This window comes from Pseudomonas sp. 10C3, assembly GCF_036346185.1.
Lineage (GTDB): Bacteria > Pseudomonadota > Gammaproteobacteria > Pseudomonadales > Pseudomonadaceae > Aquipseudomonas.
Window position 1 is genome coordinate 16,416 of the sequence record NZ_JASJVE010000030.1, and the last position, 25,425, is coordinate 41,840.

At 58.6% G+C, this 25,425-nt stretch carries 24 protein-coding genes; 22 read left to right on the plus strand and 2 right to left on the minus strand.

Annotated features, from left to right (window positions below):
* Nucleotides 1-347: 347 nt before the first annotated feature.
* Both selD and mnmH read left to right on the plus strand, forming a co-directional pair.
* A complete protein-coding gene (selD, locus tag QN399_RS22620; protein WP_322179650.1) occupies nt 348-1,382 on the plus strand; it encodes a selenide, water dikinase SelD in 1,035 nt (344 codons plus the stop codon).
* Nucleotides 1,382-2,488 carry a tRNA 2-selenouridine(34) synthase MnmH gene (gene mnmH, locus QN399_RS22625; protein ID WP_330201698.1) on the plus strand — a complete coding sequence of 369 codons (1,107 nt, stop codon included), beginning with the start codon at nt 1,382-1,384 and terminating at the stop codon, nt 2,486-2,488. The genes selD and mnmH overlap by 1 nt, the downstream gene beginning before the upstream one ends.
* A gap of 20 nt (nt 2,489-2,508) precedes the next feature.
* Here the strand turns inward: mnmH and QN399_RS22630 are convergent, their stop codons facing one another.
* Both QN399_RS22630 and QN399_RS22635 read right to left on the minus strand, forming a co-directional pair.
* Nucleotides 2,509-3,438, minus strand: a complete 930-nt coding sequence (locus QN399_RS22630; RefSeq protein WP_322179648.1) for an AEC family transporter — start codon at nt 3,436-3,438, stop codon at nt 2,509-2,511.
* Between the two features lie 112 nt (nt 3,439-3,550).
* Nucleotides 3,551-4,528 (minus strand): class I SAM-dependent methyltransferase, encoded by a 978-nt coding sequence (locus QN399_RS22635; protein WP_322179647.1) that lies wholly within the window; start codon nt 4,526-4,528, stop codon nt 3,551-3,553.
* Between the two features lie 209 nt (nt 4,529-4,737).
* Between QN399_RS22635 and QN399_RS22640 the strand changes: the two genes are divergently transcribed.
* The 20 genes from QN399_RS22640 to phnK all read left to right on the plus strand — a co-directional run bounded on the left by QN399_RS22640 (nt 4,738) and on the right by phnK (nt 25,422).
* The gene (locus QN399_RS22640; protein ID WP_322215750.1) at nt 4,738-5,415 is read left to right on the plus strand and encodes an ATP-binding cassette domain-containing protein; all 678 of its coding nucleotides are present in this window, start codon (nt 4,738-4,740) and stop codon (nt 5,413-5,415) included.
* Nucleotides 5,415-6,209, plus strand: coding sequence for an iron export ABC transporter permease subunit FetB (fetB, locus tag QN399_RS22645; RefSeq protein WP_322179645.1), 795 nt, complete (start codon nt 5,415-5,417; stop codon nt 6,207-6,209). The genes QN399_RS22640 and fetB overlap by 1 nt, the downstream gene beginning before the upstream one ends.
* 145 nt (nt 6,210-6,354) lie before the next feature.
* The gene (gene mrdA, locus QN399_RS22650) at nt 6,355-8,244 is read left to right on the plus strand and encodes a penicillin-binding protein 2 (RefSeq protein WP_322179644.1); all 1,890 of its coding nucleotides are present in this window, start codon (nt 6,355-6,357) and stop codon (nt 8,242-8,244) included.
* 273 nt (nt 8,245-8,517) lie between these two features.
* On the plus strand, nt 8,518-9,378 hold the full coding sequence (locus QN399_RS22655) for a MurR/RpiR family transcriptional regulator (protein WP_323569197.1): 861 nt from the start codon (nt 8,518-8,520) through the stop codon (nt 9,376-9,378).
* Nucleotides 9,379-9,444: 66 nt separating this feature from the next.
* On the plus strand, nt 9,445-10,005 hold the full coding sequence (gene ddpX / locus QN399_RS22660) for a D-alanyl-D-alanine dipeptidase (RefSeq protein WP_322179642.1): 561 nt from the start codon (nt 9,445-9,447) through the stop codon (nt 10,003-10,005).
* 209 nt (nt 10,006-10,214) lie between these two features.
* Nucleotides 10,215-11,771 (plus strand): ABC transporter substrate-binding protein, encoded by a 1,557-nt coding sequence (locus QN399_RS22665; protein ID WP_323569196.1) that lies wholly within the window; start codon nt 10,215-10,217, stop codon nt 11,769-11,771.
* Nucleotides 11,772-11,879: 108 nt separating this feature from the next.
* Nucleotides 11,880-12,896, plus strand: a complete 1,017-nt coding sequence (locus QN399_RS22670; RefSeq protein ID WP_323566065.1) for an ABC transporter permease — start codon at nt 11,880-11,882, stop codon at nt 12,894-12,896.
* Nucleotide 12,897: 1 nt separating this feature from the next.
* The gene (ddpC, locus tag QN399_RS22675; protein WP_330201699.1) at nt 12,898-13,797 is read left to right on the plus strand and encodes a D,D-dipeptide ABC transporter permease; all 900 of its coding nucleotides are present in this window, start codon (nt 12,898-12,900) and stop codon (nt 13,795-13,797) included.
* A gap of 2 nt (nt 13,798-13,799) precedes the next feature.
* The gene (locus QN399_RS22680) at nt 13,800-14,825 is read left to right on the plus strand and encodes an ABC transporter ATP-binding protein (protein WP_323566064.1); all 1,026 of its coding nucleotides are present in this window, start codon (nt 13,800-13,802) and stop codon (nt 14,823-14,825) included.
* Nucleotides 14,822-15,814, plus strand: a complete 993-nt coding sequence (locus QN399_RS22685; RefSeq protein WP_322179637.1) for an oligopeptide/dipeptide ABC transporter ATP-binding protein — start codon at nt 14,822-14,824, stop codon at nt 15,812-15,814. Before QN399_RS22680 ends, QN399_RS22685 begins: the two co-directional genes overlap by 4 nt.
* A gap of 171 nt (nt 15,815-15,985) precedes the next feature.
* The gene (locus QN399_RS22690) at nt 15,986-17,878 is read left to right on the plus strand and encodes a methyl-accepting chemotaxis protein (RefSeq protein WP_322215755.1); all 1,893 of its coding nucleotides are present in this window, start codon (nt 15,986-15,988) and stop codon (nt 17,876-17,878) included.
* Between the two features lie 173 nt (nt 17,879-18,051).
* Nucleotides 18,052-18,885: a phosphonate ABC transporter ATP-binding protein gene (gene phnC, locus QN399_RS22695; protein WP_323569194.1), complete on the plus strand. Its 834-nt coding sequence runs from the start codon at nt 18,052-18,054 to the stop codon at nt 18,883-18,885.
* A 57-nt stretch (nt 18,886-18,942) separates the two neighbouring features.
* A complete protein-coding gene (gene phnD, locus QN399_RS22700; protein ID WP_330201700.1) occupies nt 18,943-19,953 on the plus strand; it encodes a phosphonate ABC transporter substrate-binding protein in 1,011 nt (336 codons plus the stop codon).
* A gap of 73 nt (nt 19,954-20,026) precedes the next feature.
* On the plus strand, nt 20,027-20,815 hold the full coding sequence (gene phnE / locus QN399_RS22705; RefSeq protein WP_330201701.1) for a phosphonate ABC transporter, permease protein PhnE: 789 nt from the start codon (nt 20,027-20,029) through the stop codon (nt 20,813-20,815).
* A gap of 34 nt (nt 20,816-20,849) precedes the next feature.
* Entirely contained in the window at nt 20,850-21,554 is a 705-nt protein-coding gene (gene phnF / locus QN399_RS22710) for a phosphonate metabolism transcriptional regulator PhnF (protein ID WP_219060709.1), read from the plus strand.
* 14 nt (nt 21,555-21,568) lie between these two features.
* Nucleotides 21,569-22,024 (plus strand): phosphonate C-P lyase system protein PhnG, encoded by a 456-nt coding sequence (phnG, locus tag QN399_RS22715; protein WP_330201702.1) that lies wholly within the window; start codon nt 21,569-21,571, stop codon nt 22,022-22,024.
* Nucleotides 22,024-22,638, plus strand: a complete 615-nt coding sequence (phnH, locus tag QN399_RS22720) for a phosphonate C-P lyase system protein PhnH (RefSeq protein ID WP_322215762.1) — start codon at nt 22,024-22,026, stop codon at nt 22,636-22,638. The genes phnG and phnH overlap by 1 nt, the downstream gene beginning before the upstream one ends.
* Nucleotides 22,638-23,729 (plus strand): carbon-phosphorus lyase complex subunit PhnI, encoded by a 1,092-nt coding sequence (locus QN399_RS22725; protein WP_330201703.1) that lies wholly within the window; start codon nt 22,638-22,640, stop codon nt 23,727-23,729. Before phnH ends, QN399_RS22725 begins: the two co-directional genes overlap by 1 nt.
* Complete coding sequence (locus QN399_RS22730) at nt 23,726-24,601, plus strand: alpha-D-ribose 1-methylphosphonate 5-phosphate C-P-lyase PhnJ (protein ID WP_322215764.1); 876 nt, start codon at nt 23,726-23,728, stop codon at nt 24,599-24,601. Before QN399_RS22725 ends, QN399_RS22730 begins: the two co-directional genes overlap by 4 nt.
* On the plus strand, nt 24,598-25,422 hold the full coding sequence (gene phnK / locus QN399_RS22735) for a phosphonate C-P lyase system protein PhnK (protein ID WP_322179627.1): 825 nt from the start codon (nt 24,598-24,600) through the stop codon (nt 25,420-25,422). The genes QN399_RS22730 and phnK overlap by 4 nt, the downstream gene beginning before the upstream one ends.
* Nucleotides 25,423-25,425 lie beyond the last annotated feature (3 nt).

A 25,425-nucleotide genomic window follows, 5' to 3' on the forward strand; every position in this document is an offset into this window, starting at 1 on the left:
AGTGGTGTGGCTGCTATTCAGGGATAGCTTTATATGCCAAGGGCGGCAATTGCCGCTCCCTACACAGGGCGAAGTCAGGCCGCTAATCTGCTCCCGCGCTTCGAGCGAGCGCTTGGAGTCCTCCATCAAGGCGGCAGGGCTCGTTGGGGGAAGGCACAATCTGCCTTGATAAAAAGGTGTACGCGGATTCTAGCCTGCTTTTTTGTGCCAGAGCGGTTATTTGTCAAATTGTCATACTTTTTGCTCTCACTGAGGCGCGGTGCGTTGAGCAGGCTTTCGAACCAAAGCGCCTATCACGCTTGGCCGCTCTGTTAGAATCGGTGCACTTGATATTCAGAGGTGCACAGATGAGCTCGCCGATTCGCCTTACCCAGTACAGTCACGGTGCAGGTTGCGGCTGCAAAATCTCTCCACAGGTGCTGGAGGTGATTCTGGCTGGCAGTGGTGCGCAGAACCTTGATCCAAAACTCTGGGTTGGCAATGCATCGCGCGACGACGCGGCGGTGTACGCCATCGATGAGGAGCGCGGTGTGGTGTCGACCACCGATTTCTTCATGCCTATCGTCGATGATCCATACGATTTCGGACGGATTGCCGCCACCAATGCCATCAGCGATATCTACGCCATGGGCGGTGATCCGTTGATGGCGATTGCAATTCTGGGTTGGCCGGTCAATGTGCTGGCGCCGGAAGTTGCCCGTGAAGTGATTCGCGGCGGGCGTGCAGCCTGTGATGCTGCCGGCATCCCGCTGGCGGGTGGGCATTCGATTGATACGCCGGAGCCTATTTTTGGTCTGGCAGTGACGGGATTGGTCGAGAAGCGATTCATGAAGCGCAATGACACCGCGACCGAAGGTTGCAAGCTCTATCTGACCAAGCCTTTGGGCATCGGTATTCTCACCACGGCCGAGAAAAAGGGTGTATTGCGCGCAGAGGATCAAGGGGTGGCGCGCGACATGATGTGCGCATTGAACAAGCCCGGCAGCCGTTTCGGCAAGCTGGAGGGGGTCAAGGCGATGACCGATGTCACCGGTTTTGGCTTGCTTGGCCACCTAGTGGAGATGGCGGACGGTAGCCAACTGACAGCGCGCCTCGACTTTGCAGCCGTACCTCGATTGGCCAGTGTCGACTTCTATCTTGAGCAGGGCTGCGTCCCGGGTGGGACCCACCGTAATTTCGACAGTTACGGCGAGCGCATCACCGCGTTGACGCAAATGCAGAAGTTGCTGTTGTGCGATCCGCAAACCAGTGGCGGTCTTCTGGTTGCCGTCGAAGAGGGTGAGCAAGCGAACTTCCTTGCGCTGGCCTCTGAACTGGGGCTGGAGTTGTCTGTAATTGGCGAATTCGTGGGCCGACAGCGTCACGCGGTTGAGGTGTTCTGATGCGTCAAAACAGCACCGACTACCGCGACATTTTTCTCAACGACCGCCCCTTGATGGACGTTCGTGCGCCGGTCGAATTCGACAAAGGTGCTTTTCCCCTGGCGTGCAATCGGCCACTGATGAACGATCTGGAACGGGAGAAAGTGGGCACCTGCTATAAGCAGCAAGGGCAGCAGGCGGCCATTGAACTGGGCCATCAACTGGTGTCCGGCCAGACCAAACAAGCGCGCATCGAGGTCTGGGTGGACTTTGCCCATTCCCAACCTCAGGGCTACCTGTATTGCTTTCGGGGAGGATTACGCTCGCAACTGACCCAGCAATGGCTCAAGAGCGAGGCCGGGATCGAGTATCCACGGGTTATCGGTGGTTACAAGGCTCTGCGAACGTACCTGATCGACGTTACTGATAGCGCGGTGGCCGAGTGCGATTTTGTGCTGGTGGCCGGGCTGACAGGCTCCGGCAAGACCGAAGTATTGACGCAGTTGGCCAATGCCCTAGATTTAGAGGGGCTCGCGAATCACCGCGGCTCCAGTTTCGGCAAGCATGCGACGCCGCAACCGGTGCAGATCAGTTTCGAGAATGCCTTGGCGATCGACATTCTCAAAAAGCGTGCTGGAGGTATCAGTCAGTTCGTTCTCGAGGACGAGGGGCGTGTTGTCGGTAGCCGCGCGATCCCGCTGACATTGTTCCAGGGCATGCAGAAGTACCCGCTGGTCTGGCTTGAGGAGCGCTTCGAGGATCGGGTCGAGCGAATTCTTAAAGATTATGTGATCGATTTGTGCGCCGAGTTCATAGGTGTTCATGGCATCGAGCAGGGCTTTGGCGTCTTTGCTGCGCACCTGCGCCAGAGCTTGTCAGGCATCGTCAAACGTCTGGGCGGAGAGCGCTACCAGCGCCTGGCCTTGATCATGGACAGTGCACTGATCGAGCAGGAAAAGTCCGGTGCGGTCAATCTGCACCGGGACTGGATCATCGGGATGCTGAGTGAGTATTACGACCCCATGTATGCCTATCAGAGAGACAGCAAAGGGCCGCGTATCGAGTTTTCCGGCGATCATGCGGCGGTGCTTGAGTACCTGAGAGAGCGTGGCCGCCGACTCGACTGAGTACCGGGTTCGGCTGTGCGTCATCCGTTGATGACGTACAGACAGATCGACAGGGTCACCAGCGAGCCAAGGGTCGAGATCAGAATCGTGCTTGAAACCACTGATGCCTCGCGCCGGTAGTATTCGGCCAGCATGAACGGCCCGGTACCTGTGGGGAGCGCGCTGAGTAATAGCGCCGAATTGGCCCACAACGGCGGCAGGTGGAATACGCGGAACACCAGAAACCAGGTCAGCAGTGGATGCGCGATCAGCTTTATCAGTACCAGCATCGTTGCGCCTTGCCGTGGGCCTTGCTGTTTCTGGGCGAGGAACAGCCCGAGTGAGATCAGTGCACACGGTGTGGTTGCTGCGCCGAGCAGGCTCAAGAATTTTTCAAGTGCCCCGGGCAGCGGCACGCCGGTATAGGCCCAGCAGGCGCCCAGAATCGGCGAGACCACCAAGGGGTTTTTCGCCAGCGCGAGTAGCACCTTGAGCACGATGCGATGCACCCGACGCTCGCTCTGTAAACCGATCTCGATGCACACCAGCGCCAGCCCGAACAACACACAGACCACCAGCAAGGACGCAATCAGAGCCGGTTCAAGACCCTCTGGCCCCAGCACCATGATGCACAGCGGTATGCCGATATAGCCGGTATTGGCATAGGACGCGCTGAGTGCATCAATACTGGCATCGGCGAAGTGGCCACTCTTTTTCCAGCGAAGTAACAGGGTCAGCACGAACATCGCAAGCGTGCTGCCTGTAAACGCGAGCACAAAGCCTGGGTGCCAGATTTTCTCCCAGGTTGCGGTGGCAGTCGCCGTGAATAACAGCGCGGGCAGACACAGCCACACCACCATGCGGTTGATTTCCGAGGCCGCGTTCGGGCCCAGACGATGGGTGCGTCGGCATACAAAACCGATGAGGATCAGGGCGAAGATCGGCAGCAATACATTCAATACAGAAGACATCGACCCCGACCCCTTGAACCGCTAACAAGCCGGCAAGGTTAAAGTCGGAAATCGTTAGCGTCCAATCTTTATTGATGCGCTCGGGATCTGCAATCTCTCTGTATCAACGGTTTCAGGGCAGCAGAGCGGACTCTTGCCCGGCCACAAAGTCGCTATTCAACGAGAAGATCAACGCCTTCAACCCGCCTTCAGGGTGGATGTCGGCAAACTCGGGCGGGTTTTCCAGGCGCTGCTGAAAAATCAAGTCAGGCGCCTCGACAGCGGCGCTGTCGATTAAAAAGTCCGGGCCGATGGCGGGGTCATTGATACACGCCAGTACAAGACCTTGCGGGTTGAGCAAATCAGGCAGGCGGCGGAGGATTTTCTGGTAGTCCTTGGTCAGCACAAAGCTGCCTTTCTGAAACGAAGGCGGGTCGACGATGATCAGGTCGTAGGGGCCGTCTCTTTTTACTCTCGCCCAGGATTTGAAAAGGTCATGCCCTAAAAAACTCACGCGGCTCAAATCATGCTGGTTAAGGCGGTGATTATCTCGCCCTCGGCTCAAGGCGGCCTTGGCCATGTCGAGATTCACTACGTGCTCGGCGCCCCCGGCAATGGCGGCGACAGAAAAGCCACAGGTATACGCGAACAGATTCAGCACCCGTTTGCCGTGTGCCTGAGCTTGAACCCAGCGGCGACCATAGCGCATATCCAGGAACAGCCCGGTGTTCTGGTTTCTGCCAAAGTCCAGTTTGAAATGCAGACCGTTCTCGGTGACAACCCCATTATCAACGGTCTCCCCCAGCAACCATTCGGTTGTACTGTCTTGAAGGTAGCGGTGTTGCAATAACAGGGTATGCGCCTGGCTGTGCAGCCAGGCGGGAGACTGACTCAGGGCCAGAAGCATGTGCTTCATGGCAGCCAACTCGGCTTCATCCGGTTGCTTGTACAGCGACACCAATAGCACGCCCTGCAACCAGTCAACGGTCACTTCTTCAAGCCCCGGCCAGCGTAGCCCTCTGCCGTGAAACAGGCGGCGAGCTTCGTCAGGTACTGCACTTAAAGCGGAGATTAAATGCTGTTGCAAGATAGAGAGGGCTTCGGAATTCATTGCGGGCTATCAGTCATTCGAAAGCGCGCAGTTTAAGCGTAATCGCCGGGGGGTTGGTGGCGTTTATTTTGTTAGCCTAGGCAAAAGCCGCTCGAGTTTACTGAGCGGCACCACGCGAAATAATCGGGGGAAAGGATGAAAAGCGAAACAAACGACGTGGTAACGGTTCCGTATGAAACTGCTGCTTTCTATACCAGGACAGCTGTCGAGTGATCTTGATCAAAGCGTCAGGGCTGGTCCGAAACGACGCCAAAACCCAGAAGTGTCTGCTTAATCCTACGGATTTCACCTTGGCAGGTGGAGATCGCATCGCCCTCACGGGACCGTCGGGGTCGGGAAAAAGTGTATTTCTTCGTGCCCTGGCGCTGCTTGATCCGCTGGAGGAGGGCCGCGTTTTTTGGCGCGATAAACCGGTGTCGGGTTCCGGGATTCCGGCGTATCGCCGCCATGTCAGTTACATCGCTCAGCGCCCCGCAATGCTTGAGGGCACAGTTGAAGACAATCTGCGTTACCCCTTCAGCTTGAAGGTCTATCACGACCTTACCTTCGACCGCGCCGCCGCCTTGCGGTTGGCCGAGCAGGCGGGTAGGGGGGAGCGTTTTCTCGACCAGCAGGCCAGCGAACTGTCGGGGGGTGAAGCGCAAATTGCAGCGTTGATCAGGGTTCTGCAATTGCAGCCTGATGTGCTGCTGCTTGATGAACCCACCGCGTCACTGGATCCCGAATCATCTCGAGAAATCGAGTCACTGGTGGCGGCCTGGTTCAGTGGCGCCGCGCAAGATGATCGCGCCTACATCTGGATCTCCCACGATCAAGAGCAGGCTCAGCGCATGAGTGAGCGAAGGCTGACGATGCAGGCAGGCACATTGAGCGAGCACACGACCTGATGGACTATCAGAACTTATCGCTACTGGATATTGGAATTGCTTCCTCGTTGATCCTGATTAACGGCGTACTGTCCCTTGTCCTGAAGCTTGATCTGGAACGCAAACTGGTGTGGGCGGCGATCCGCACCGTTGTGCAGCTACTCGCCATTGGTTATGTCTTGGGTTGGGTGTTCAACTTCGCCCAATGGTATGTCGTGCTGCCGTTGATGGCCGGGATGACCTTGATTGCGGGGCTGTCGGCCTCAGGACGAGGCAAGCGGACGTATGCGGGGCAGCGTATCGACAGCATTGCGTCGATCTGGCTGAGTTCATGGCTGGTCACTGCCGTGGGGCTGTTCGCCGTTATTCGGATTCATCCCTGGTATGAGCCGCAGTATGCAATCCCCATTCTCGGGATGATTCTCGGCAACACCCTGACCGGGGTGTCGTTGGGTATTGAGCGGATGACTCAGGAATTGACGACCGGGCGCAACGTCGTGGAAATGAGTCTTGCCCTCGGCGCTACCCGCTGGGAGGCCGCACAAGGCCCGGCCCGCCAAGCGGTGCGTGCCGGGATGATCCCTACGCTTAATCAAATGACTGTGGTCGGGCTGGTCAGCCTGCCCGGGATGATGACGGGGCAGGTGCTGGCGGGGCAGTCGCCAATTCAGGCGGTGCGTTATCAAATCATCATAATGTTCCTGATCGCGGCGGCATCGGCGCTGGGAACGGTGTGTGCAGTACTGCTCACCTACCGGCGGCTGTTTTCAGCGGATCACCGGTTTTTGGCGTCGAGGCTGATGGTGCGCAAATAGTTGGCAATGACATTCCCTTGCGCACTCTGATTTGTCGGCGAGGCATCGCCGCCGTTGATCAGAGGTGCAATATCCGGGGCTACTTCTTGGTATTGTGCGTCACAATTTGTGACGTTTCCCCCTTTTTTAACGAGAAGCTGTAGCAATGCCTGAACCAATTCCCTTGAAGGACCACGAGAAAGAAACGCAGCTGGTCAATAAGCGTTTGCTTGCGTGTGGTCTGCTCGTGGCCGTGTTGAGCTGCATTCTGGTGGGCAGAATGTATTTTCTGCAGGTAACCGAGTTTGCTTATCATTCGACGATTTCAGAGAACAATCGGGTGCATGTCCTTCCGATCCCGCCGGAAAGAGGCATGATTTATGACCGTAATGGTGTGGTGCTGGCGGACAATCGGCCCAGTTTCAACCTGATCATGACCCGCGAGCGGTCCGGGGACTGGAGCCAGGTGCTGGACTCCCTGATCAGTATTCTTCAGTTGCCTGAAGAAGACCGGATTTTGTTCGACAAGGATCTGAAGCAAGCCCGTCATCGCTTCGACCCTGTGACGTTGCTGTATGAGTTGACCGAAGAACAAATTGCCCTGGTCGCCGTCAATCAGTTTCGCCTGCCGGGGATCGACGTCGAGCCGCAGTTTGTTCGACATTATCCGTTGGGCGCGCATTTCGCCCATTCCATTGGTTATGTGGGCAGGATCAACGAAAAAGAGTCCAAGCAACTGTCAGTGGATTATCGCGGCACTCAATCGATCGGCAAGACCGGTATCGAGCGCTTCTACGAGTCTGAACTGCATGGCCGGGTCGGTTATGAAGAGGTCGAAACCAATGCGCAAGGGCGGGTGTTGCGCGTGCTCAAGCACACGGACCCTATCCCCGGTAAAAGTATTGTCCTGAGCCTGGATATCGGTCTTCAGGAGGCGGCGGAAGATGCCCTGGGAGATCGGCGTGGTTCGGTGGTGGCGCTGGACCCGGAAACCGGCGAAGTACTGGCCATGGTCAGCAAACCCAGTTTCGATCCCAACCTGTTCGTCACCGGGATTAGCTTCAAGGAATACGCGGCGCTGCGTGACTCTGTCGACCGGCCCTTGTTCAACAGGGTGCTGCGCGGGTTGTATGCGCCCGGTTCGACGATCAAACCTGAGGTCGCGATTGCAGGGCTGGACAGCAGTGTTGTTACCGCGCAGACCCGGGTGTTCGACCCTGGCTACTTCCAACTGCCGGATTACGATCACAAATACCGAAACTGGAACCACAGCGGTGATGGTTGGGTGGACATGGATGCCGCCATCATGCGTTCCAACGACACCTATTTCTATACGCTGGCGCACAAGCTCGGCATTGATCGCATGCATGACTACATGACCATGTTTGGCCTGGGGCAAAAAGTGTCGCTGGACATGTTTGAGGAGTCGGCGGGGCTGATGCCTTCCCGTGAGTGGAAGCGGGCCACGCGACGTCAGGTCTGGTTTCCGGGTGAAACCGTCATCTTGGGTATCGGGCAGGGGTATATGCAGGTGACACCGCTGCAACTGGCCCAGGCCACCGCGTTGATTGCCAACAAAGGCGTGTGGAATCGGCCTCATCTGGCGAAAACTATCGATGGTGTGTCACCGGTCGATGAACACCCGATGCCTAACATCGTGTTGCATGACTCCAGTGAGTGGGATCAGGTCAATCACGGTATGCAGATGGTGATGCATGACCCGCGTGGCATTGCTCGGGCTTCTGCCCTCGGCGCGCAATACCGGATTGCCGGTAAAAGCGGCACGGCCCAGGTGGTTGCGATCAAGCAGGGTGAGCGCTACAACCGTTTGAAAACCCTGGAGCGCAACCGCGACAACGCCTTGTTCGTTGGTTTCGCCCCGGCGGCACATCCGAAAATCGCGGTCTCGGTCATGATCGAGAACGGTGAAGCGGGCGGTCGCGTGGCGGGTCCTGTCGTGCGCCAGGTGATGGACGCCTGGTTGCTCGACAAAGAAGGCCACTTGAAGCCGCAATATGCGACGCCGGTCAAAGCGCCGGGTGAGCCGCACGTCTGATACGCCGCATCAAGCTCACGTTATGCGCGAACAAATGCGCTCCAACAGGACGCGCATTTGCCCGCGAAGCAGGCTGGTCAGATCCCGGTTTATGCCCGTAAACCGGGCGTTCAAGCTTCATCGTGCACCACTGTGAATCAATAAAAATCTTCCTGAAAATTTCTGCAAAAAAGTCGTTGTATCCGTCTGAATTTGAATGTTATGTTGATAACATATTGAAGATTAATGACCGTCTTCTAACATTTATGGCTGCGCCAAGGCGTTGAATCCGGCATGAACTCCACTGAAAAAAGCAGTTTTCTGGTGACGCTGGAACAGCGCTTCACTGGCCTGACGCCTACAGGGAAGCGTATCGCCGGTTACCTGTTGGCCAACCCTCAGAAGTTGCCCTTCGAAACAGCGGACAGCATCGCGCAGCAAACCGGAACCACGGGCATTTCGGTCGGACGCTTCTTGCGTTCGCTGGGCTACCGTAATCTGGACGACGTCAAACAAAGCTTGCGCGGTGACTCGGGTAATACCTGGCTGATCACCGACCGGCTTGGCGCCTTCCGTGAAGAAGCCACTCACGGCGATGCGCTGGATCGCTCGTTGAGCCGAGAACTGGACGCTATTCAGCACGTGTACGGCCTGGCCCGGAGCGAACAGTTTGCCCACATCGTCGAGCGTCTGTACGCCGCCGATGCGGTATTCATTGTCGGTATTCAGACCACTCGCGGCATTCTCAACGCGTTTCATAGCCACCTCGAATACATCCGGCCAAAGGTCTACTACGTCGATGGCCTGTCCGGGACTTATGCGGAGTCCCTGAACTCAAGTTTCGAGAATCCCTACGCGATCATTTCCGATTTCCGTACCTATTCCAGCGTGGCCCGCACATTCTGCGAGGTTGCCAGCAGCAACAGTCTGCCATTGGCATTGGTCACCGATTTCCACTGTCCGTGGGCCAGGGATTACCCCATGGACCTGTTGCAACTGAAGACCGACGTGGGTCAGTTTTGGGATTCCCTGGCACCGCTGACATGCCTTTTCAACCTGATGGTGTCGGCCGTGGCGGAAAAATACGGTGACCGTCTGGACGAGCGTCTGGCGAAAAATCGGCACCTGCAAGAGCTTTTTGGCCAGTTTGAATAGCGCTGCTCAGGGCTATCAAACCGGCAACATGATGACCAGCGTCTTACTTTTGATTGGAGTGTTTACGTGAACAGCAGCCTACTTGTCGAAGTCGATGCCCACGCGCTGCAGGTCGAAATCGATCTGATCTACGCTGGCGCCGATAACCTGGCTGGCACGCCGATTTATCAAGATCCACGCTGCTTGTTGCACCGCGACGCCGAACGCTGCCTGCGCATGGCCAGCCGTCTGGCGCGCCAGGCAGGGTTGAGCCTGCGCATCCTCGATGCCTACCGCCCGCCGTATGCCCAACTGTTGTTGTGGCAGGCGCTGCCTAACCCGGAATACGTGCGTGATCCAACACTCGGTTCGCACCATAGCCGTGGCGTGGCGGTCGATTTAACGTTGATCGACGCCGACGGCCAGCCGCTGGACATGGGCACCGGTTTCGATGACATGCGTGAGCAGTCTCACCAGTTTTTCGCCGACCTGCCTACCGCCGTGCAGCGCAACCGTTTGTTGCTGCTGGGGATCATGCTGAGCGCCGGGTTCCAGCCGATTGCCAGCGAATGGTGGCATTACGAATTGCCCGACGCCGAGAGCTATCCGTTGATTGACGACGGTTCGATCCGTCCGGCCAACCACTGAATAGATGACACCTGCTTGACTGTGACACAGCCTGACATGACCGGGACGACAATGAATCCCGGCGTAAATTCGGTGCAATCCTTTTCCAGAACAGGCAAGGATTGGCCGTTTTCGAACACTCATTGCGAGTGGTCGAGCTTTAACTGCCCGGTATAGCTTTAATAAAAAACCTGACGAACTTCCACATATCGAATGATCAAGGAACCGGCATGAATCTAATCTTCACCCCGCGCAAATTGGCCATGGCCTTGCTGTGTTCGGCTCTGGGTCTCGGTGCCTGGCAGTCGGCCAGCGCCGCCGTGCCGCAACACACGCTGATGATCGGCAAACCCGCCGACCCGCAGACCCTCGACCCGGCCGTGACCATTGATAACAACGACTGGACCGTGACCTATCCGGCGTACCAGAAACTGGTGGCCTACAAGGTCGAGAACGGCAAGGGCAGCACCGAGGTGCAAGGTGATCTGGCCGCCAGCTGGACCACATCAGCCGACAGCTTGATCTGGGAATTCAAGATCAAAACCGGAAACCTGTTTGATGATGGCGCCGAAGTGGACGCCAACGCGGTAAAGTTTTCTTTCGACCGGTTGATGAAACTCAAGCAAGGCCCGTCCGGTGCGTTCCCCGACGACATGGTGGTGGCGGTGGTCGACCCGATGACCGTGCGCTTTACCCTGAAAGCACCGTATGCGCCGTTCCTCTATACCCTTGCGCATAACGGCGGGGCGATCATCAACCCGGATGTCGCCAAGAAGACCGACGACGTCAACGCATACCTGTCGACCCATACCGCGGGTTCTGGTGCCTTCCGCCTGACCTCATGGCAGAAAGGCCAGTCCTTGACCATGGAGCAGAACACCTACTTTTCTGGCCCCAAGCCAACGCTGAAAAAAGTCGTGATCAAAATCATTGGTGAGGCGTCGGTACGCCGATTGCAACTGGAGCGTGGTGACCTCGACATCATTGAAGACATGCCCGAAGACCAGCTTGATGCGCTGGGCAAAAAAGCCGGCGTAGTGGTTCGCGACTATCCGTCGCTGCGGGTCACGTACCTGTACCTTAACAACAAAAAAGCACCGATGAGCAACCCGGATGCACGCCGGGCTATCGTCGATGCGCTGGATTATGACGGCATCATTAACGGCATTCTCAAGGGCAAAGCCAAACCCATGAACGGGCCGATCCCACAGGGCATGTGGGCGTACGATCCGGCGTTGCCGCCGATGAAGCAGGACGTAGCCAAGGCCAAGGCCGACCTGGCGAAAGTCCCGGAGAAAATCAGCAGCCTAAACTTCATGTATTCGGACAAGGACCCTAACTGGGAGCCTATCGGTTTGACCTTGCAGGCTGGCCTGGCACCGCTGGGGGTCAATCTCAAGTTGGAGAAGCTGGCCAACGCGACCCTGCGTGAGCGCCTGGGCACGGGTGATTTCGATATTGCCATCGGCTCCTGGAGCCCGGACTTCGCTGATCCCTACATGTTCATGAACTTTTGGTTCGACTCCAAGCTGCAAGGCCTGGCGGGCAATCGCTCGTTCTATGACAACCCGGTCGTCGATAAACTGATCCGAGAGGCCGCGTCGAACAACGACACCGCCAAGCGCACCGAGTTGTATCAGCAAGCGCAGAAAATTGTCCTTAACGACAGTGTCTACGCCTACCTGTACCAGAAGAGCTACACGCTGCCGATGCGTGACGCAGTCAAAGGTTACGTGTTCAACCCGATGCTTGAGCAAGTATTCAACATCGACACCATCACCAAGTAAGTCGTCGTTATCGCTCCAGCGACCCACCTGTAAAAGGTGGGTCGTTGCAGCGTTGTGCCCACGGCAGACGTTTATCGCTGCCGATCCGAAGCGTTACCGAGGTGCCTGATGGCCTTCCTGAATATGTTGCGCAAACGCCTGTTCGGCCTGTTGCTGGTCGTTGTGGGCGTTTCGTTGATCACCTTTGCGATTTCCCATCTGATCCCCGGCGATCCGGCCCGACTGATTGCTGGCGACCGTGCCAGCGATGCCATCGTCGCCAACATCCGTCATCAATTGGGGCTGGACCTGCCGCTGTATCAGCAATATGGCCGCTACATGCTTGACCTGTTGCAGGGCGACCTCGGCACTTCGATCCGCACCAGTCGACCGGTGCTCGAAGATTTGCAGGCGTATTTTCCGGCGACTCTGGAGCTGGCGTTGGCGGCCCTGACCCTGTCGATACTGATCGGAGTGCCATTGGGCGTGTTGTCTGCGGTATACCACAACCGGGCCATTGATCAGATTGCACGGACCCTGGCCGTCACCGGTATTTCAACGCCCGCGTTCTGGCTCGGACTGGGCTTGATCGTGCTGTTTTACGGACATTTGGGCTGGCTGCCCGGCAGCGGTCGTCTCGATGAAGGGCTTGAGCCGCCACCGACCTTTACCGGTTTCTACTTGATCGATTCACTGCTGGCAGGCGATGGAGCGCTGTTCTCCAATGCTCTGCAGCATTTGATCCTGCCAGCTGTAACCCTGGGGTTTGTCAACCTGGGGGTGGTGGCGCGGCAGATACGCTCGGCGATGCTCGACCAGCTTGGTGAGGACTACATCCGCACTGCGCGCGCCTACGGCTTGTCGCGTTGGGCGGTAATTCTGCGCCATGCGATGCCGAATGCGTTGATCCCGTCGGTGACGGTATTGGGTCTGACGCTGGGCGACCTGCTCTATGGTGCGGTGCTCACCGAAACGGTCTTCGCCTGGCCAGGCATGGGCGCTTATGTGGTCAAGTCGATTCAGTCCCTGGATTTTCCGGCAGTGATGGGCTTCGCGATTTGGGTGTCCTTCATTTATGTACTGCTCAACATGGCCATCGATCTGCTCTACCGCGTGATCGACCCCCGCATTGGCGAGGTCAACTGACATGTCTATTCCCGTTAACCCGCTGACCGTCGCGCCGCTTGCCCACCCCCCGCGCGGGAGGGAAAGGTTCGCCTACCTGGCCTACCAGATTCGTCGCAGCCCGCTGACCATGGCGGGCCTGGCGATCTCCCTGGTCGTCCTGCTGTGCATGGCGTTCGCGCCGTGGCTGGCGCCCCATGACCCCAACGCACTGGACCTGGTGCATCGCCTGGCACCGCCTTCCGCCGCGCACTGGTTCGGCACCGATGAAGTCGGCCGTGACCTGTTCAGTCGAGTGTTATACGGCAGTCAGCAATCGGTCGGTGTCGGCCTGTTCGTGGCCTTTTCCTCGTGTCTGATCGGCGGGTTGCTGGGCTGCATGTCCGGGGTCATTGGTGGGCGTTTTGACAGCCTGACCATGCGCCTGATGGACATCATGCTTTCGGTGCCGTCGCTGGTGTTGATCATGGCCCTGGCCGCCGCGTTGGGCCCGAGCCTGTTCAACGCCATGTTGGCGATCACTCTGGTGCGGATTCCGTTCTATGTGCGACTGGCCCGAGGGCAAGCGTTGAGCATCCGTCAGATGGGTTACGTCAAGGCCGCGCAGACCTTCGGTGCCGGGCGCTGGCACATCGTGCTCTGGCACGTGGCGCGCAATGCGATGCCGCCGTTGTTGGTGCAACTTAGCCTGGACATTGGCAGCGCGATCCTCATGGCTTCGGCCCTGGGTTTCATCGGACTCGGCGCGCAACAACCGACGGCGGAGTGGGGGGCAATGGTTGCCACGGGGCGTAACTACATCCTCGACCAATGGTGGTATTCGACGTTCCCCGGCCTGGCGATTTTGGTCACGGCGACCGGATTCAATCTGCTGGGCGACGGCGTACGGGACTTGCTCGATCCGCGTCAACAGGGGAAATGACCATGCAGACCTCTCCAGAAGTGAGCGCACACGTGCCGAACGCGAATACTACGGTCCTGACCATCGACAATCTGAGCGTGGAGTTTCCCGCTTACCGCAGTACGGTCAAGGCCCTCAACGGCGTTTCGCTGCACGTCAATCCTGGCGAAATCGTCGGCGTGATCGGCGAGTCCGGTTCAGGTAAATCCGTCACAGCCATGCTCAGCCTGCGCCTGTTGCCCGAACGCAGTTACCACGTCAGTGGCGGCAGCCTGCACATTCTGGGTCGCGACATGCTCGCGGCCAAAGAAAAAGACCTGCTTAAAGTCCGTGGCCGTGACGTCGCGATGATTTTCCAGGAGCCGATGACTGCGCTTAACCCGACCCGCCGTATCGGTCGACAGATGCTTGATGTGATCATTCATCACCAGCACTTGAGCAAGGCCGATGCACGGGCCAAGGCCATTGCTCTATTGCGTGACATGCACATTGCCGACCCTGAGCAGGTGTTGGAAAGCTACCCCTTCGAGCTGTCGGGCGGCATGCGTCAGCGGGTGATGATCGCGTTGGCTTTTTCCTGCGATCCACAGCTGCTGATTGCCGACGAACCGACCACTGCGCTGGACGTCACTGTGCAGCGTCAGGTGCTGCTGCTGTTGCGGGAAAAAGCCCGAGAGCGTGGCACTGCAATCCTGTTGATCACCCATGATATGGCGCTGGTGTCGCAGTTCTGCGATCGGGTCTACGTGATGTATACCGGCGCCGTGGTGGAGCAGGGGGCGACTGGCGAGGTCATGGTCGATCCGCGCCATCCCTATACTCGCGGTTTGCTCAGCGGCCTGCCGGAGCAAGTGCAGCCGGGTGAAGACCTGATGACTATTCCTGGCCAGGTTCCGAATCTTGCCGCGTTGCCCGCAGGTTGTACGTTCCGCGACCGCTGTCAGTACGCGATGCCGGTCTGCAGCAAACGCCCGCCCTTGCAAGCCATTGACGCCGAAGGTCTGCGCAAGAGCGCTTGCTGGCTGACTGTACAGGAGCAAACATCATGATCAGCACTGCACGTAAACGACTGCCCAGCGACAATGCGGCGATTCTCGGCCTGAGCGATGTGCGGGTGCATTTCCCGGTGGGCAGCGATTGGCTGGGGCGTCCCAAGGGCATGGCTCATGCCTTGAACGGTATTGATCTGGACGTTCGTGCTGGTGAAACTCTCGGCGTGGTCGGTGAGTCCGGTTGTGGCAAAAGTACGTTGGCGCAACTGTTGATGGGGCTGATCAAACCCACCAGCGGGACGCTGGACTGGATCTATAACGACGCCCGCGAGCGCAGCAGTAATGTGCAGATCGTGTTCCAGGACCCGCAGTCGTCTCTCGATCCGCGTCTGCCGATCTGGAAAATCATCACCGAGCCGCTGTTCGTCCAGCGCGCCGTCCCGCGTCGAGAGATGCGCGATATCGCAGCCAAAGTTGCAGCTCAAGTGGGCATTCGCACCGAGTACATGGACCGCTTTGCCCACCAATTTTCCGGTGGGCAGCGGCAACGCATTGCCATCGCCCGAGCACTGTCGTCCAACCCGGACATCATCGTCCTCGACGAGCCGACCTCTGCACTGGACATTTCGGTGCAAGCGCAGATCCTCAACTTGCTGAGTGAACTGCAACGCAGTCGCGACCTGACCTACATCCTGATCTCGCACAACGTTTCCGTCGTCCGGCACATGGCCGACCGTGTGGCCGTGATGTACCTGGGGCAGATAGTCGAACTGGGCAGCGCCGCCGAAGTGCTTGATCACCCGAGGCACCCTTACACGCAATTGTTGCTGGACGCGGTGCCACGTCTTGGCGCGCCGATTGATAATGCCCAGGTCGCCGCCCCCACTGAACTGCCCGGTAACCGCAACCTGCCCACCGGCTGTTTCTTCCGCGACCGCTGCCCGCGTGCCACTGCTGGCTGTGACAAACCGCAGGCGTTGGTGGCGACGAAGGGTGAGGCAAGGGACCGCCTGGTGCGCTGTCACCTGGAGTCTGTGATGTTGTGATGTTGTGATCAGGAGGGAGGTTGGGTACGCGGCGGGTCGAAAAAACGGGTCTTCTTCAAGCAACGGCTTCCTTTTCAAGGCGTAAGTCCGTACAACGCTGCATCGCCATTCCCCTGTTCGCACTTGCGTTGCGAATATGCGGTTGTCATTCCTTGTAGTGGATTTGCTCGCATGATCAAAAGTCTGGGTTTCAGTAGGAAGATTCTGCTCGCCGCCACGTTAATTATTGTTGTCGCATTTACGAGTTTTATTGCCGTGAATGACTATCGGCAACGTCAAACCGTGCGTGCCAATGTTTTTCTTGAACTGCAACAGTTAGCCAGTCTCACTACGCATAACATCCAGACCTGGCTGGAAAGCCGCACTCAGTTGCTGCAATCGATGGCCCAGCAAATTGCCGTTGACGGCACATCCCCGAGTACGCTGCAACGGGTGGTCGGGCTGCCAGCTTACGTCGATAATTTTCAGCTGAGCTATTTTGGCGGTAATGATGGCGTGATGTTTTCCGTCCCGGCGGGCAACCGCGCTGCGGATTACGACCCACGCCTTCGCGGCTGGTACAAGGCGGCTGAAAGCGCCCGTACGACCATCGTGACGGAACCGTATATTGCTGCGTCTTCGGGCAAACTGGTGGTCACCCTGGCCACTCCCGTCAAACATGACAATCAGTTTGTCGGGGTGGCGGGCGCCGATATCGCGCTGGACAGCATCAGCAATACCATCAACGCTCTGAATTTTGGTGGTCACGGCTATGCATTCATCGTCAGCGGTGACGGCAAAATTCTGGTTCACCCGGACAGCAAGCTGGTCCTGAAAAACCTGAGCGATGCCTACCCGACCGGTACGCCAAAAATTGCTCCCGGGGTTACTGAAGTCGACTTGCCCGGCAAGTCGGAATTCATCTCCTTCACCCATGTCGACGGCCTTGCTTCGGCGAATTGGTACGTGGCGCTGGTACTTGATCAAGACGCGGCCTATTCGATGCTCAGTGAGTTCCGCACTTCGGCGCTGACCGCCATGGTGGTGGTCGTGGTCTTTATCATCGTGCTGTTGGGCCTGCTGATTCGTGTGCTCATGCAGCCGTTGCACCTGATGAGCCGAGCGATGCAGGACATCGCCGACGGTGAGGGTGATTTGACCAAGCGTCTGTCCATCCATTCTCAGGATGAGTTCGGCGCGTTGGCGCAGTCATTCAACCGTTTCGTTGAACGTATCCATGCGTCGATTCGAGAAGTGGCCAACACCGCCGCTCATCTCAGCGAGGTGGCTGCGCGGGTCGTGTGTGCTTCAAACTCGTCCATGCTCAACTCCGACGAGCAAGCCAACCGGACCAGCAGTGTTGCTGCGGCTATCAACGAACTGGGTGCGGCGGCCCAGGAAATCGCGCAAAACGCATCCTTGGCCTCGCAGCATTCCAGCGCTGCCAGCCACCTTGCCAGCGATGGTCAGAAGGTCGTGCAGCAGACTATCCAGGCGATGAATCTATTGTCGGAAAAAATCAGCTCGTCTTGCGTCAACATTGAGAGCCTCAACAGCAAGACCGTCAACATTGGCCAGATTCTTGAGGTGATCACCAGCATTTCGCAGCAGACCAATTTGCTCGCGCTCAATGCCGCCATTGAAGCGGCAAGGGCGGGCGAGGCAGGCCGAGGCTTCGCCGTGGTGGCCGATGAAGTGCGCAACCTTGCGCATCGCACCCAGGATTCGGCTCAGCAAGTGCAGAAAATGATCGAAGAGTTGCAGGTTGGCGCACGGGAAGCGGTAGTGACCATGACCGAAAGCCAGCGCCAGAGCGAAACCAGCGTCACCATCGCCAATCAGGCCGGAGATCGACTGAGTAGCGTGACTGGCCGCATAGGCGAAATCGACGGTATGAACCAGTCGGTTGCTACCGCGACCGAGGAGCAAACGGCCGTCGTCGAGTCGATCAATGTTGATATCACTCAAATCAACACCTTGAATCAGGATGGTGTAGGCAACCTGAAATCGACCCTTGAAGCCTGTGCCGACCTGGAGCACCAAGCCGCTACGTTGCAGCATCTGGTGGGGACGTTCCGCATCTGAGTCTGCGTTAGACGTCCCCGGCCTTCGCAGAGAGGGCCGAGGCGTCTACAAACCGTCAACCAATCGTTACCTTACTGTCATCCCCGGTTCATGGGCCTGAAACACCTTCTCTTTACTGTCAGTTGCACACAAACGCAGCCGTGCAAAGGCTGTTCAACCAGACAGAGAAGCCCATGAACGCAGCTATCCATGTCGACCGTCTGAACAAGACTTTTGCTCGCAAGGCTGCTTTGATTGATCTTGCGTTGTCTATACAACCCGGTGAAATGGTCGCGCTGATCGGCGCTTCAGGTTCGGGAAAATCCACGCTGTTGCGCCATATGGCGGGGCTCGCGCGTTGTGATCGCACCAACGGCGGCCGGGTGCAGGTGCTGGGCCGCGAAGTGCAGGCCTCAGGCCGCCTCAATGGCAACGTCCGCCAGCTGCGGGCGGATATCGGCTACATCTTCCAACAGTTCAATCTGGTCAATCGCCTCAGCGTGCTGGACAACGTGTTACTCGGTTGTCTGGGGCGCATGCCCGGCTGGCGCGGCAATCTGGGCCTGTTCAATACTCAGGAAAAACAGTGGGCGATGGAGTCCCTGGACCGCGTGGGTCTGGCCGATCTCGCCACTCAGCGCGCCTCGACCCTTTCAGGCGGTCAACAACAGCGCGTGGCGATTGCTCGTGCGTTGACCCAGCGGGCCGACGTTATTCTGGCCGATGAACCTATTGCGTCACTGGACCCTGAGTCCGCACGCAAGGTCATGGAAATCCTCGCCGATATCAATCGCCGTGACGGCAAGACCGTTGTCGTCACCCTGCATCAAGTGGATTACGCCGTGCGTTATTGCCAACGCGCCGTGGCCCTTAAAGCCGGGCGCATTCATTTTGATGGCGCCGCTGAAGCACTCAGCACTCAACTTCTCAACGACCTGTACGGTGCGGATCTGGACAGCAGTCTTCTGTTCTCCGACAAAACGCGTAGCTCCGAAAGACCGTTAAAACTGGCGCTTGCGCAGGCCTGATTTCGTTGCAGTTGCTCTAAAAAACAAACAACCAACGCCACCTTCAGGAATCCTTCCATGTTGAATCGTATGGGTCGTGTTTTCGCGTCTGCCGCCTTACTGGCCACCTGTTTCCTGAGCACCGCTCAGGCTGAAGAAAAAGTCATCAACTTCGGCCTTATGTCCACCGAGTCTTCGACCAATCTGCGAAGCGTCTGGCAGCCGTTCCTCGACGATATGTCGAAAAAAACCGGTCTTAAAGTCAACGCGACCTTCGCCTCCGACTATGCCGGATTGATTCAGGGTATGCGCTTCAATAAGGTCGATATCGCCTGGTTGGGCAACAAGGGCGCGATGGAAGCCGTGGACCGTTCCAGCGGTGAAATCTTTGCCCAGACTGCCGCCGCCAATGGGGCCGCCGGTTACTGGAGCCTGTTGATCGTGCGCAAGGACAGTCCGATCAACTCGGTCGAAGACATGCTCAAAAACGCCAAGGACCTGACCTTCGGCAACGGTGATCCAAACTCCACCTCCGGTTACCTGGTGCCGGGCTACTACGTCTTCGCCAAGAACAATGTGAATGCCGCCACCGCCTTCAAACGTACGCTCAACTCCAGCCATGAAGTGAACGCCTTGAGCGTGGCCAAAGGTCAACTCGACGTTGCCACTTTTAACACTGAAAGCTGGGACCGTCTGGTCGTTACCCAACCGGACCAGGCCGCCATGCTCAAGGTCATCTGGAAGTCGCCATTGATCCCTGCCGATCCGATGGTCTGGAACAAAGGTCTGTCGGATGTCGACAAGGGAAAAATTCGCGAGTTCTTCGCCACCTACGGCGATACCGATCACGAGAAGGCTGTACTCAAAGAGATGCAGTTGGGCAAGTTCCTGCCGTCCTCCGACGATCAATTACTGCCGATCCGCCAGCTTGATCTGTTCAAGCAGCGCACCGAAGTCAATGCCAGCACCACCCTCGACGCCAAAGAAAAAGCCGAGCGACTGAAAGAGCTCGATGCGGGTCTGGCCAAGCTGCAAGAACGAATCACCAAGCTGGAAAAGAAGAGCACCTCCAGCGCCAGCGCCGGTTGACGCCTGCCGACGCGACGCCCCCGCGCGTCGCGTCATCGCAGCCTTTTATGGCTGCCCTATTTGAGAGCCGTTTATGACTTCCAATGCTGCACATGCTGAAGCCGTCGGCAAACGTACCTGGCCGCAATATGTGGGCTGGGGCCTGTTCCTCGCCATGCTGGCCTGGGCCTGGCATGGCGCTGAGATGAACCCGCTGGCGCTGTACCGCGATGCAGGGAACATGGCGACCTTCGCAGGTGACTTCTTCCCGCCAGATTTCCGCGAATGGCGCTCGTACCTCAAAGAAATGATTGTCACGGTGCAGATCGCACTGTGGGGCACGGTGCTGGCGATTGTCTGCTCGGTGCCGTTGGGGATTCTGTGCGCCGAGAACATCACCTCGTGGTGGATTCATCAGCCATTGCGCCGAGTCATGGACTCGTTCCGTTCGATCAACGAAATGGTGTTCGCGATGCTGTTTGTGGTCGCGGTCGGTCTGGGCCCGTTCGCTGGCGTTCTGGCGTTGTGGATCAGCACCACGGGGGTCCTCGCCAAGCTGTTTGCTGAAGCGGTCGAGGCCATTGATCCAGGCCCCGTCGAAGGCGTGCGCGCTACCGGCGCCAGTGCTCTGCAAGAAGTCATCTACGGGGTCATCCCGCAAGTCATGCCGCTATGGATTTCCTACGCCCTGTATCGCTTCGAGTCCAACGTACGCTCGGCCACGGTGGTCGGAATGGTCGGTGCCGGGGGGATTGGCGTGATCCTTTGGGAGAACATCCGGTCTTTCCAGTTCGTCCAGACCTGCGCCGTATTGCTGGTGATTATCGTCGTGGTGAGCGTGATCGACATCCTGTCGCAACGCCTGCGTAAACAGTTCATTTAACGGAGAGGGTGCCAAACGGCGCTTTTTTTAAACCATGCAGTTGTCTAGACAAATTGAACCCGTTTACCGCGAACTGGCGGACACTTTGCGCCGGGAGCTCGGCGATTATCGGGCCGGGGATTACCTGCCAGCGGAGATCCGCCTGGCCGCGCGATTTTCCGTCAACCGGCATACCGTGCGCCGCGCCATTGATGAGTTGGTGCTCGATGGCAGCGTGTTGCGTCGCCAGGGCCGTGGCACCCAGGTGCTGGAGCGTCCGCTGATCTATCCGCTGGTTGCAGAAAGCGCGTATAGCCAGTCGTTATCGGCGCTCGGGCATGGGGTTGAAGCCCGGCTGCTGCAGCGGCGTAGTTGCCTGGCCAACCGCGATGAGGCGAGGCACCTGGGACTGGCCGATCAGGCACCGCTGATTGAGCTGCAAACATTGCGCATGGTCGACGGTCAGCCCGTGAGCTTGATCCGCCACCGTTACTGCGCCAGCCGAACCGAGCTGCTGGCGCCTTATACCGGGGGCTCGCTGCGCCAGTTTTTCGCTGAGCGCGACCTGCCGTTGACCCGCACATTCAGCCTGATTGGCGCGCGCCTGCCGAGTCGTGAGGAGGCGGGTCTGTTGCTCATGCCCCGTCATTTGCCCGCGCTCAGTGTTTTTACCCTTTCCCGTGATTCGTCCGGCCAGCCGGTGGAGCTTGCGCAGTCCACCAGCCGCTCGGACCGTTTCCAATATCAGGTCATCACATGATGGAGATGCCGACGATGAGTTCCGCTCCTGTAGCCCCGCACGCAGCCCGACAACAGTGGATCGGCGTACTCGCCCGTGCCCACCGTGGCGAATTGAGTGGCCATGAAGCGACCCTGCGTGACACCGAATATCAACTGATTCGCGTTCCGGAAATCGGCATGACCCTGGTCCGTGGGCGCATGGGCGGCACCGGTGCGCCGTTCAACGTCGGTGAGATGAGCGTGACCCGCTGTGTAGTGCGCCTGGCGGATGGGCGCACCGGTTACAGCTATCTGGCCGGGCGCGACAAGGCTCATGCCGAACTGGCCGCGTTGGCCGACGCGCATCTGCAAGGCCCGCAACAGGCGCGCTGGTTGAGTGAGTTGATCGAACCCCTGGCCCGCGCCCACGCCGCACGCCGCGCCGAAAAAGACGCTGAAACCGCAGCGACCAAGGTCGAGTTCTTTACCTTGGTCCGAGGAGAAGACTGATGAGTACAACCCTTTTGCAACCGGCATTCGCCGACCCGGTGCTGGACGCTCAGCGCAGCTTCCGTGCGGCGCTCAAGGCCCTGGCTGGGCCGGGTGTGGCCCAACCGCTGGAACAGGCTCCGCCGCTGGAAGGGCTGGCGCCAGCGAGCTACGCGCTGTGTCTGGCGCTGCTCGATGTCGACACGCCGCTGTGGCTGGCGCCGGCATTCGATACACCGATGATTCGCGCCAACCTGACCTTTCACTGTGGCTGCGCGATGGTCAGCCGTCGTGAACAGGCACGTTTTGCGTTGCTTGATGACAGCGAACTTGGTGATTTACAGGGCTTCGATCCGGGCAATGACCGTTACCCCGATCAGTCCTGCACCTTGTTGATCCAGTTGGATCAGCTCGATGGCGGGCGTCCTCTGGCGTGGCGCGGCCCGGGCATCCAACACGAAAACCGGGTCGCCTTGCCACTGTCTGACGGGTTCTGGAGCGAGCGCGACGCACACAACAATTTCCCCCGAGGGCTGGATGCGTTTTTTCTCGCCGGGCACAGCGTCATCGGTCTGCCGCGCAATACCCGCATCAGCCACGTGAATCCAACAACCCTGGCTGAGGAGTTTGCCTGATGTACGTAGCCGTAAAAGGTGGCGAGCAGGCCATCGACAATGCCCACCGTTTGTTGGCGAAAAAGCGCCGCGGTGACACCACGATTGCGGAGTTGGCAGTCGAGCAGATTCGTCAGCAACTGCCATTGGCCGTGGCCCGAGTGATGAGCGAGGGATCGCTGTACGACGAGCAGTTGGCCGCCCTGGCGATCAAGCAAGCCGCCGGGGATTTGATCGAGGCGATCTTCCTGCTGCGCGCCTATCGCACCACGCTCCCACGTTTCAGCGCCAGCCTGCCGATTGATACCTCGGTCATGCAACTGAGCCGACGCTTATCCGCAACCTTCAAGGATGTGCCGGGCGGGCAACTGTTGGGCCCGACTTTCGACTACACCCATCGCTTGCTGGACTTCACATTGCTGGCTGAAGGCGAACATCCGGGACCGCACGTAGAGGAGGGCGCGACACTCGAGCCTTGCCCGCGCGTCCTCGGTTTGTTGGCCAAGGAAGGCTTGATCAAAACTGAGAGTGACAGTGGCGAAGCCGTTGCCGACATCACACGTGATCCTCTGGAGTTCCCTTCCAGCCGTGCCCAGCGCTTGCAGGCCCTGGCCCGTGGCGATGAAGGATTTCTGCTGGCGCTGGGCTATTCCACCCAGCGCGGTTATGGACGCAATCACCCGTTCGCCGGGGAAATCCGCATCGGTGAAGTGGAGGTCTGGATCGAACCGGAAGAGCTCGGCTTTCCTATCGCCATCGGCACCCTCGAAGTGACCGAGTGCGAAATGGTTAATCAGTTCGTTGGCTCTGGCGCGGAACTCGCTCAGTTCACCCGAGGCTACGGTCTGGCGTTTGGGCATGCCGAGCGTAAAGCCATGGGCATGGCCCTGGTGGATCGCTCACTGCGGGCTGATGAGTTCAACGAAGAAATCCAGTCGCCGGCGCAGCAGGAGGAGTTTGTCCTCAGCCATTGCGACAACGTCGAGGCGGCCGGTTTCGTATCGCACCTCAAGCTGCCGCACTACGTCGACTTCCAGTCCGAGCTGGAACTGATCCGCAAGCTGCGCAAGCCCGCAGCCGTGCAGGCCACTGTGCAGGAGAGTCAGCAATGAACAGCGTGACGCATGACCGTCCTGTGCGCGACGAGGCCTACAACTTCGCTTATCTCGATGAGCAAACCAAACGCATGATTCGGCGCGGCCTGCTCAAGGCCGTGGCGATTCCCGGTTATCAGGTGCCCTTCGGCGGCCGCGAAATGCCGCTGCCGTATGGCTGGGGCACGGGTGGCATGCAAATGACCGCAGCCATTCTTGGGGCTGATGACGTGCTCAAGGTCATCGATCAGGGCGCGGACGACACCACGAATGCGGTCTCGATTCGGCGATTTTTTGCCCGCACCGCTGGCATTGCGACCACCGAACGCACGCCGGAAGCAACGGTGATCCAGACCCGTCACCGGATCCCGGAAACCCCGCTGCACGCGGATCAGATCATGGTCTATCAGGTGCCAATCCCGGATCCGCTGCGCTTTATCGAACCGTCGGAAACCGAGACCCGGACCATGCATGCGCTGAACGACTATGGGGTGATGCACGTGAAACTCTACGAGGACATCGCCACCTTCGGCCACATCGCCACCAGCTACGCCTACCCGGTGATGGTCGATGATCGCTATGTGATGGACCCGTCGCCGATTCCCAAATTCGACAACCCGAAGCTCGACATGAGCCCAGCGTTGATGCTGTTCGGCGCCGGTCGTGAAAAGCGCCTGTACGCCGTGCCGCCTTACACCCGGGTGGTGAGTCTGGATTTTGAAGATCACCCGTTTGCAATCCAGACGTGGGAAGAGTGCTGCGCGATCTGCGGCAGCCGCGACTCTTATCTGGATGAACTGATCCTCGACGACGCCGGCACCCAGAGCTTCGTCTGCTCGGACACCGACTATTGCGCCCAGCGCAGCAGCGAACAGGAGGCCGGTCAATGAACAACCCAGTGCATCACTCCCAGCGGTTGCGGGACCGGCAAGCCGACCGTGCGCAGCCGCTGCTCGAAGTACGGGGTCTGTCGCGTTTATACGGGCCGGAGAAAGGCTGTCAGGACGTGAGCTTCGACCTGTACCCCGGCGAAGTGTTGGGCATCGTCGGAGAGTCCGGCTCGGGAAAATCGACCTTGTTGTCCTTGCTCAGCGGCCGTTGCCCGCCCGACAGCGGTGCCGTCGCGTATCGACGTAAAGAGGGCGACTGGCTCGACCTCTACAGCGCCAGCGAAGCCGAACGCCGCACTTTGCTGCGCACCGAATGGGGGTTTGTGGAACAGAGTCCGCGCGATGGCCTGCGCATGGGCGTGTCGGCTGGCGCCAACATCGGTGAGCGACTGATGGCTCAAGGCGTACGTCACTATGGGCAATTGCGGGCCGCCGGAATCGACTGGCTGACCCAGGTGGAAATTGACCCGCTGCGCATTGACGACCTGCCGCGTACGTTTTCTGGCGGCATGCAACAACGCTTGCAGATCGCCCGCAACCTGGTTTCCGGTCCGCGCCTGGTGTTCATGGACGAGCCGACAGGGGGGCTCGACGTCTCGGTCCAGGCGCGCTTGCTTGACCTGTTGCGTGGTCTGGTACGGGAGCTGGACCTGGCGGTGGTGATTGTCACCCATGACCTTGCCGTGGCGCGGTTGTTGGCCGACCGGCTGATGGTCATGCGGCGCTCCAACGTAGTGGAAGCCGGGCTGACCGATCAGATCCTTGATGACCCGCAGCATCCGTATTCGCAGCTGCTGGTGTCTTCGGTGCTGCAACCGTGATCC

Excerpts from the sequence above, each read along its gene's own strand:
- QN399_RS22630 (WP_322179648.1), bottom strand. The coding sequence starts at position 3,438 with ATGTCTTCTGTATTGAATGTATTGCTGCCGATCTTCGCCCTGATCCTC.
- mrdA (WP_322179644.1), top strand. The coding sequence starts at position 6,355 with ATGCCTGAACCAATTCCCTTGAAGGACCACGAGAAAGAAACGCAGCTG.
- phnD (WP_330201700.1), top strand. The coding sequence starts at position 18,943 with ATGTTGAATCGTATGGGTCGTGTTTTCGCGTCTGCCGCCTTACTGGCC.
- QN399_RS22680 (WP_323566064.1), top strand. The coding sequence starts at position 13,800 with ATGCAGACCTCTCCAGAAGTGAGCGCACACGTGCCGAACGCGAATACT.
- phnC (WP_323569194.1), top strand. The coding sequence starts at position 18,052 with ATGAACGCAGCTATCCATGTCGACCGTCTGAACAAGACTTTTGCTCGC.
- phnF (WP_219060709.1), top strand. The coding sequence starts at position 20,850 with ATGCAGTTGTCTAGACAAATTGAACCCGTTTACCGCGAACTGGCGGAC.
- ddpC (WP_330201699.1), top strand. The coding sequence starts at position 12,898 with ATGTCTATTCCCGTTAACCCGCTGACCGTCGCGCCGCTTGCCCACCCC.
- mnmH (WP_330201698.1), top strand. The coding sequence starts at position 1,382 with ATGCGTCAAAACAGCACCGACTACCGCGACATTTTTCTCAACGACCGC.
- QN399_RS22635 (WP_322179647.1), bottom strand. The coding sequence starts at position 4,528 with ATGAATTCCGAAGCCCTCTCTATCTTGCAACAGCATTTAATCTCCGCT.
- phnH (WP_322215762.1), top strand. The coding sequence starts at position 22,024 with ATGAGTACAACCCTTTTGCAACCGGCATTCGCCGACCCGGTGCTGGAC.
- QN399_RS22725 (WP_330201703.1), top strand. The coding sequence starts at position 22,638 with ATGTACGTAGCCGTAAAAGGTGGCGAGCAGGCCATCGACAATGCCCAC.
- QN399_RS22670 (WP_323566065.1), top strand. The coding sequence starts at position 11,880 with ATGGCCTTCCTGAATATGTTGCGCAAACGCCTGTTCGGCCTGTTGCTG.
- QN399_RS22665 (WP_323569196.1), top strand. The coding sequence starts at position 10,215 with ATGAATCTAATCTTCACCCCGCGCAAATTGGCCATGGCCTTGCTGTGT.
- phnK (WP_322179627.1), top strand. The coding sequence starts at position 24,598 with ATGAACAACCCAGTGCATCACTCCCAGCGGTTGCGGGACCGGCAAGCC.
- QN399_RS22655 (WP_323569197.1), top strand. The coding sequence starts at position 8,518 with ATGAACTCCACTGAAAAAAGCAGTTTTCTGGTGACGCTGGAACAGCGC.
- QN399_RS22685 (WP_322179637.1), top strand. The coding sequence starts at position 14,822 with ATGATCAGCACTGCACGTAAACGACTGCCCAGCGACAATGCGGCGATT.
- phnE (WP_330201701.1), top strand. The coding sequence starts at position 20,027 with ATGACTTCCAATGCTGCACATGCTGAAGCCGTCGGCAAACGTACCTGG.
- selD (WP_322179650.1), top strand. The coding sequence starts at position 348 with ATGAGCTCGCCGATTCGCCTTACCCAGTACAGTCACGGTGCAGGTTGC.
- QN399_RS22690 (WP_322215755.1), top strand. The coding sequence starts at position 15,986 with ATGATCAAAAGTCTGGGTTTCAGTAGGAAGATTCTGCTCGCCGCCACG.
- phnG (WP_330201702.1), top strand. The coding sequence starts at position 21,569 with ATGAGTTCCGCTCCTGTAGCCCCGCACGCAGCCCGACAACAGTGGATC.
- QN399_RS22730 (WP_322215764.1), top strand. The coding sequence starts at position 23,726 with ATGAACAGCGTGACGCATGACCGTCCTGTGCGCGACGAGGCCTACAAC.
- fetB (WP_322179645.1), top strand. The coding sequence starts at position 5,415 with ATGGACTATCAGAACTTATCGCTACTGGATATTGGAATTGCTTCCTCG.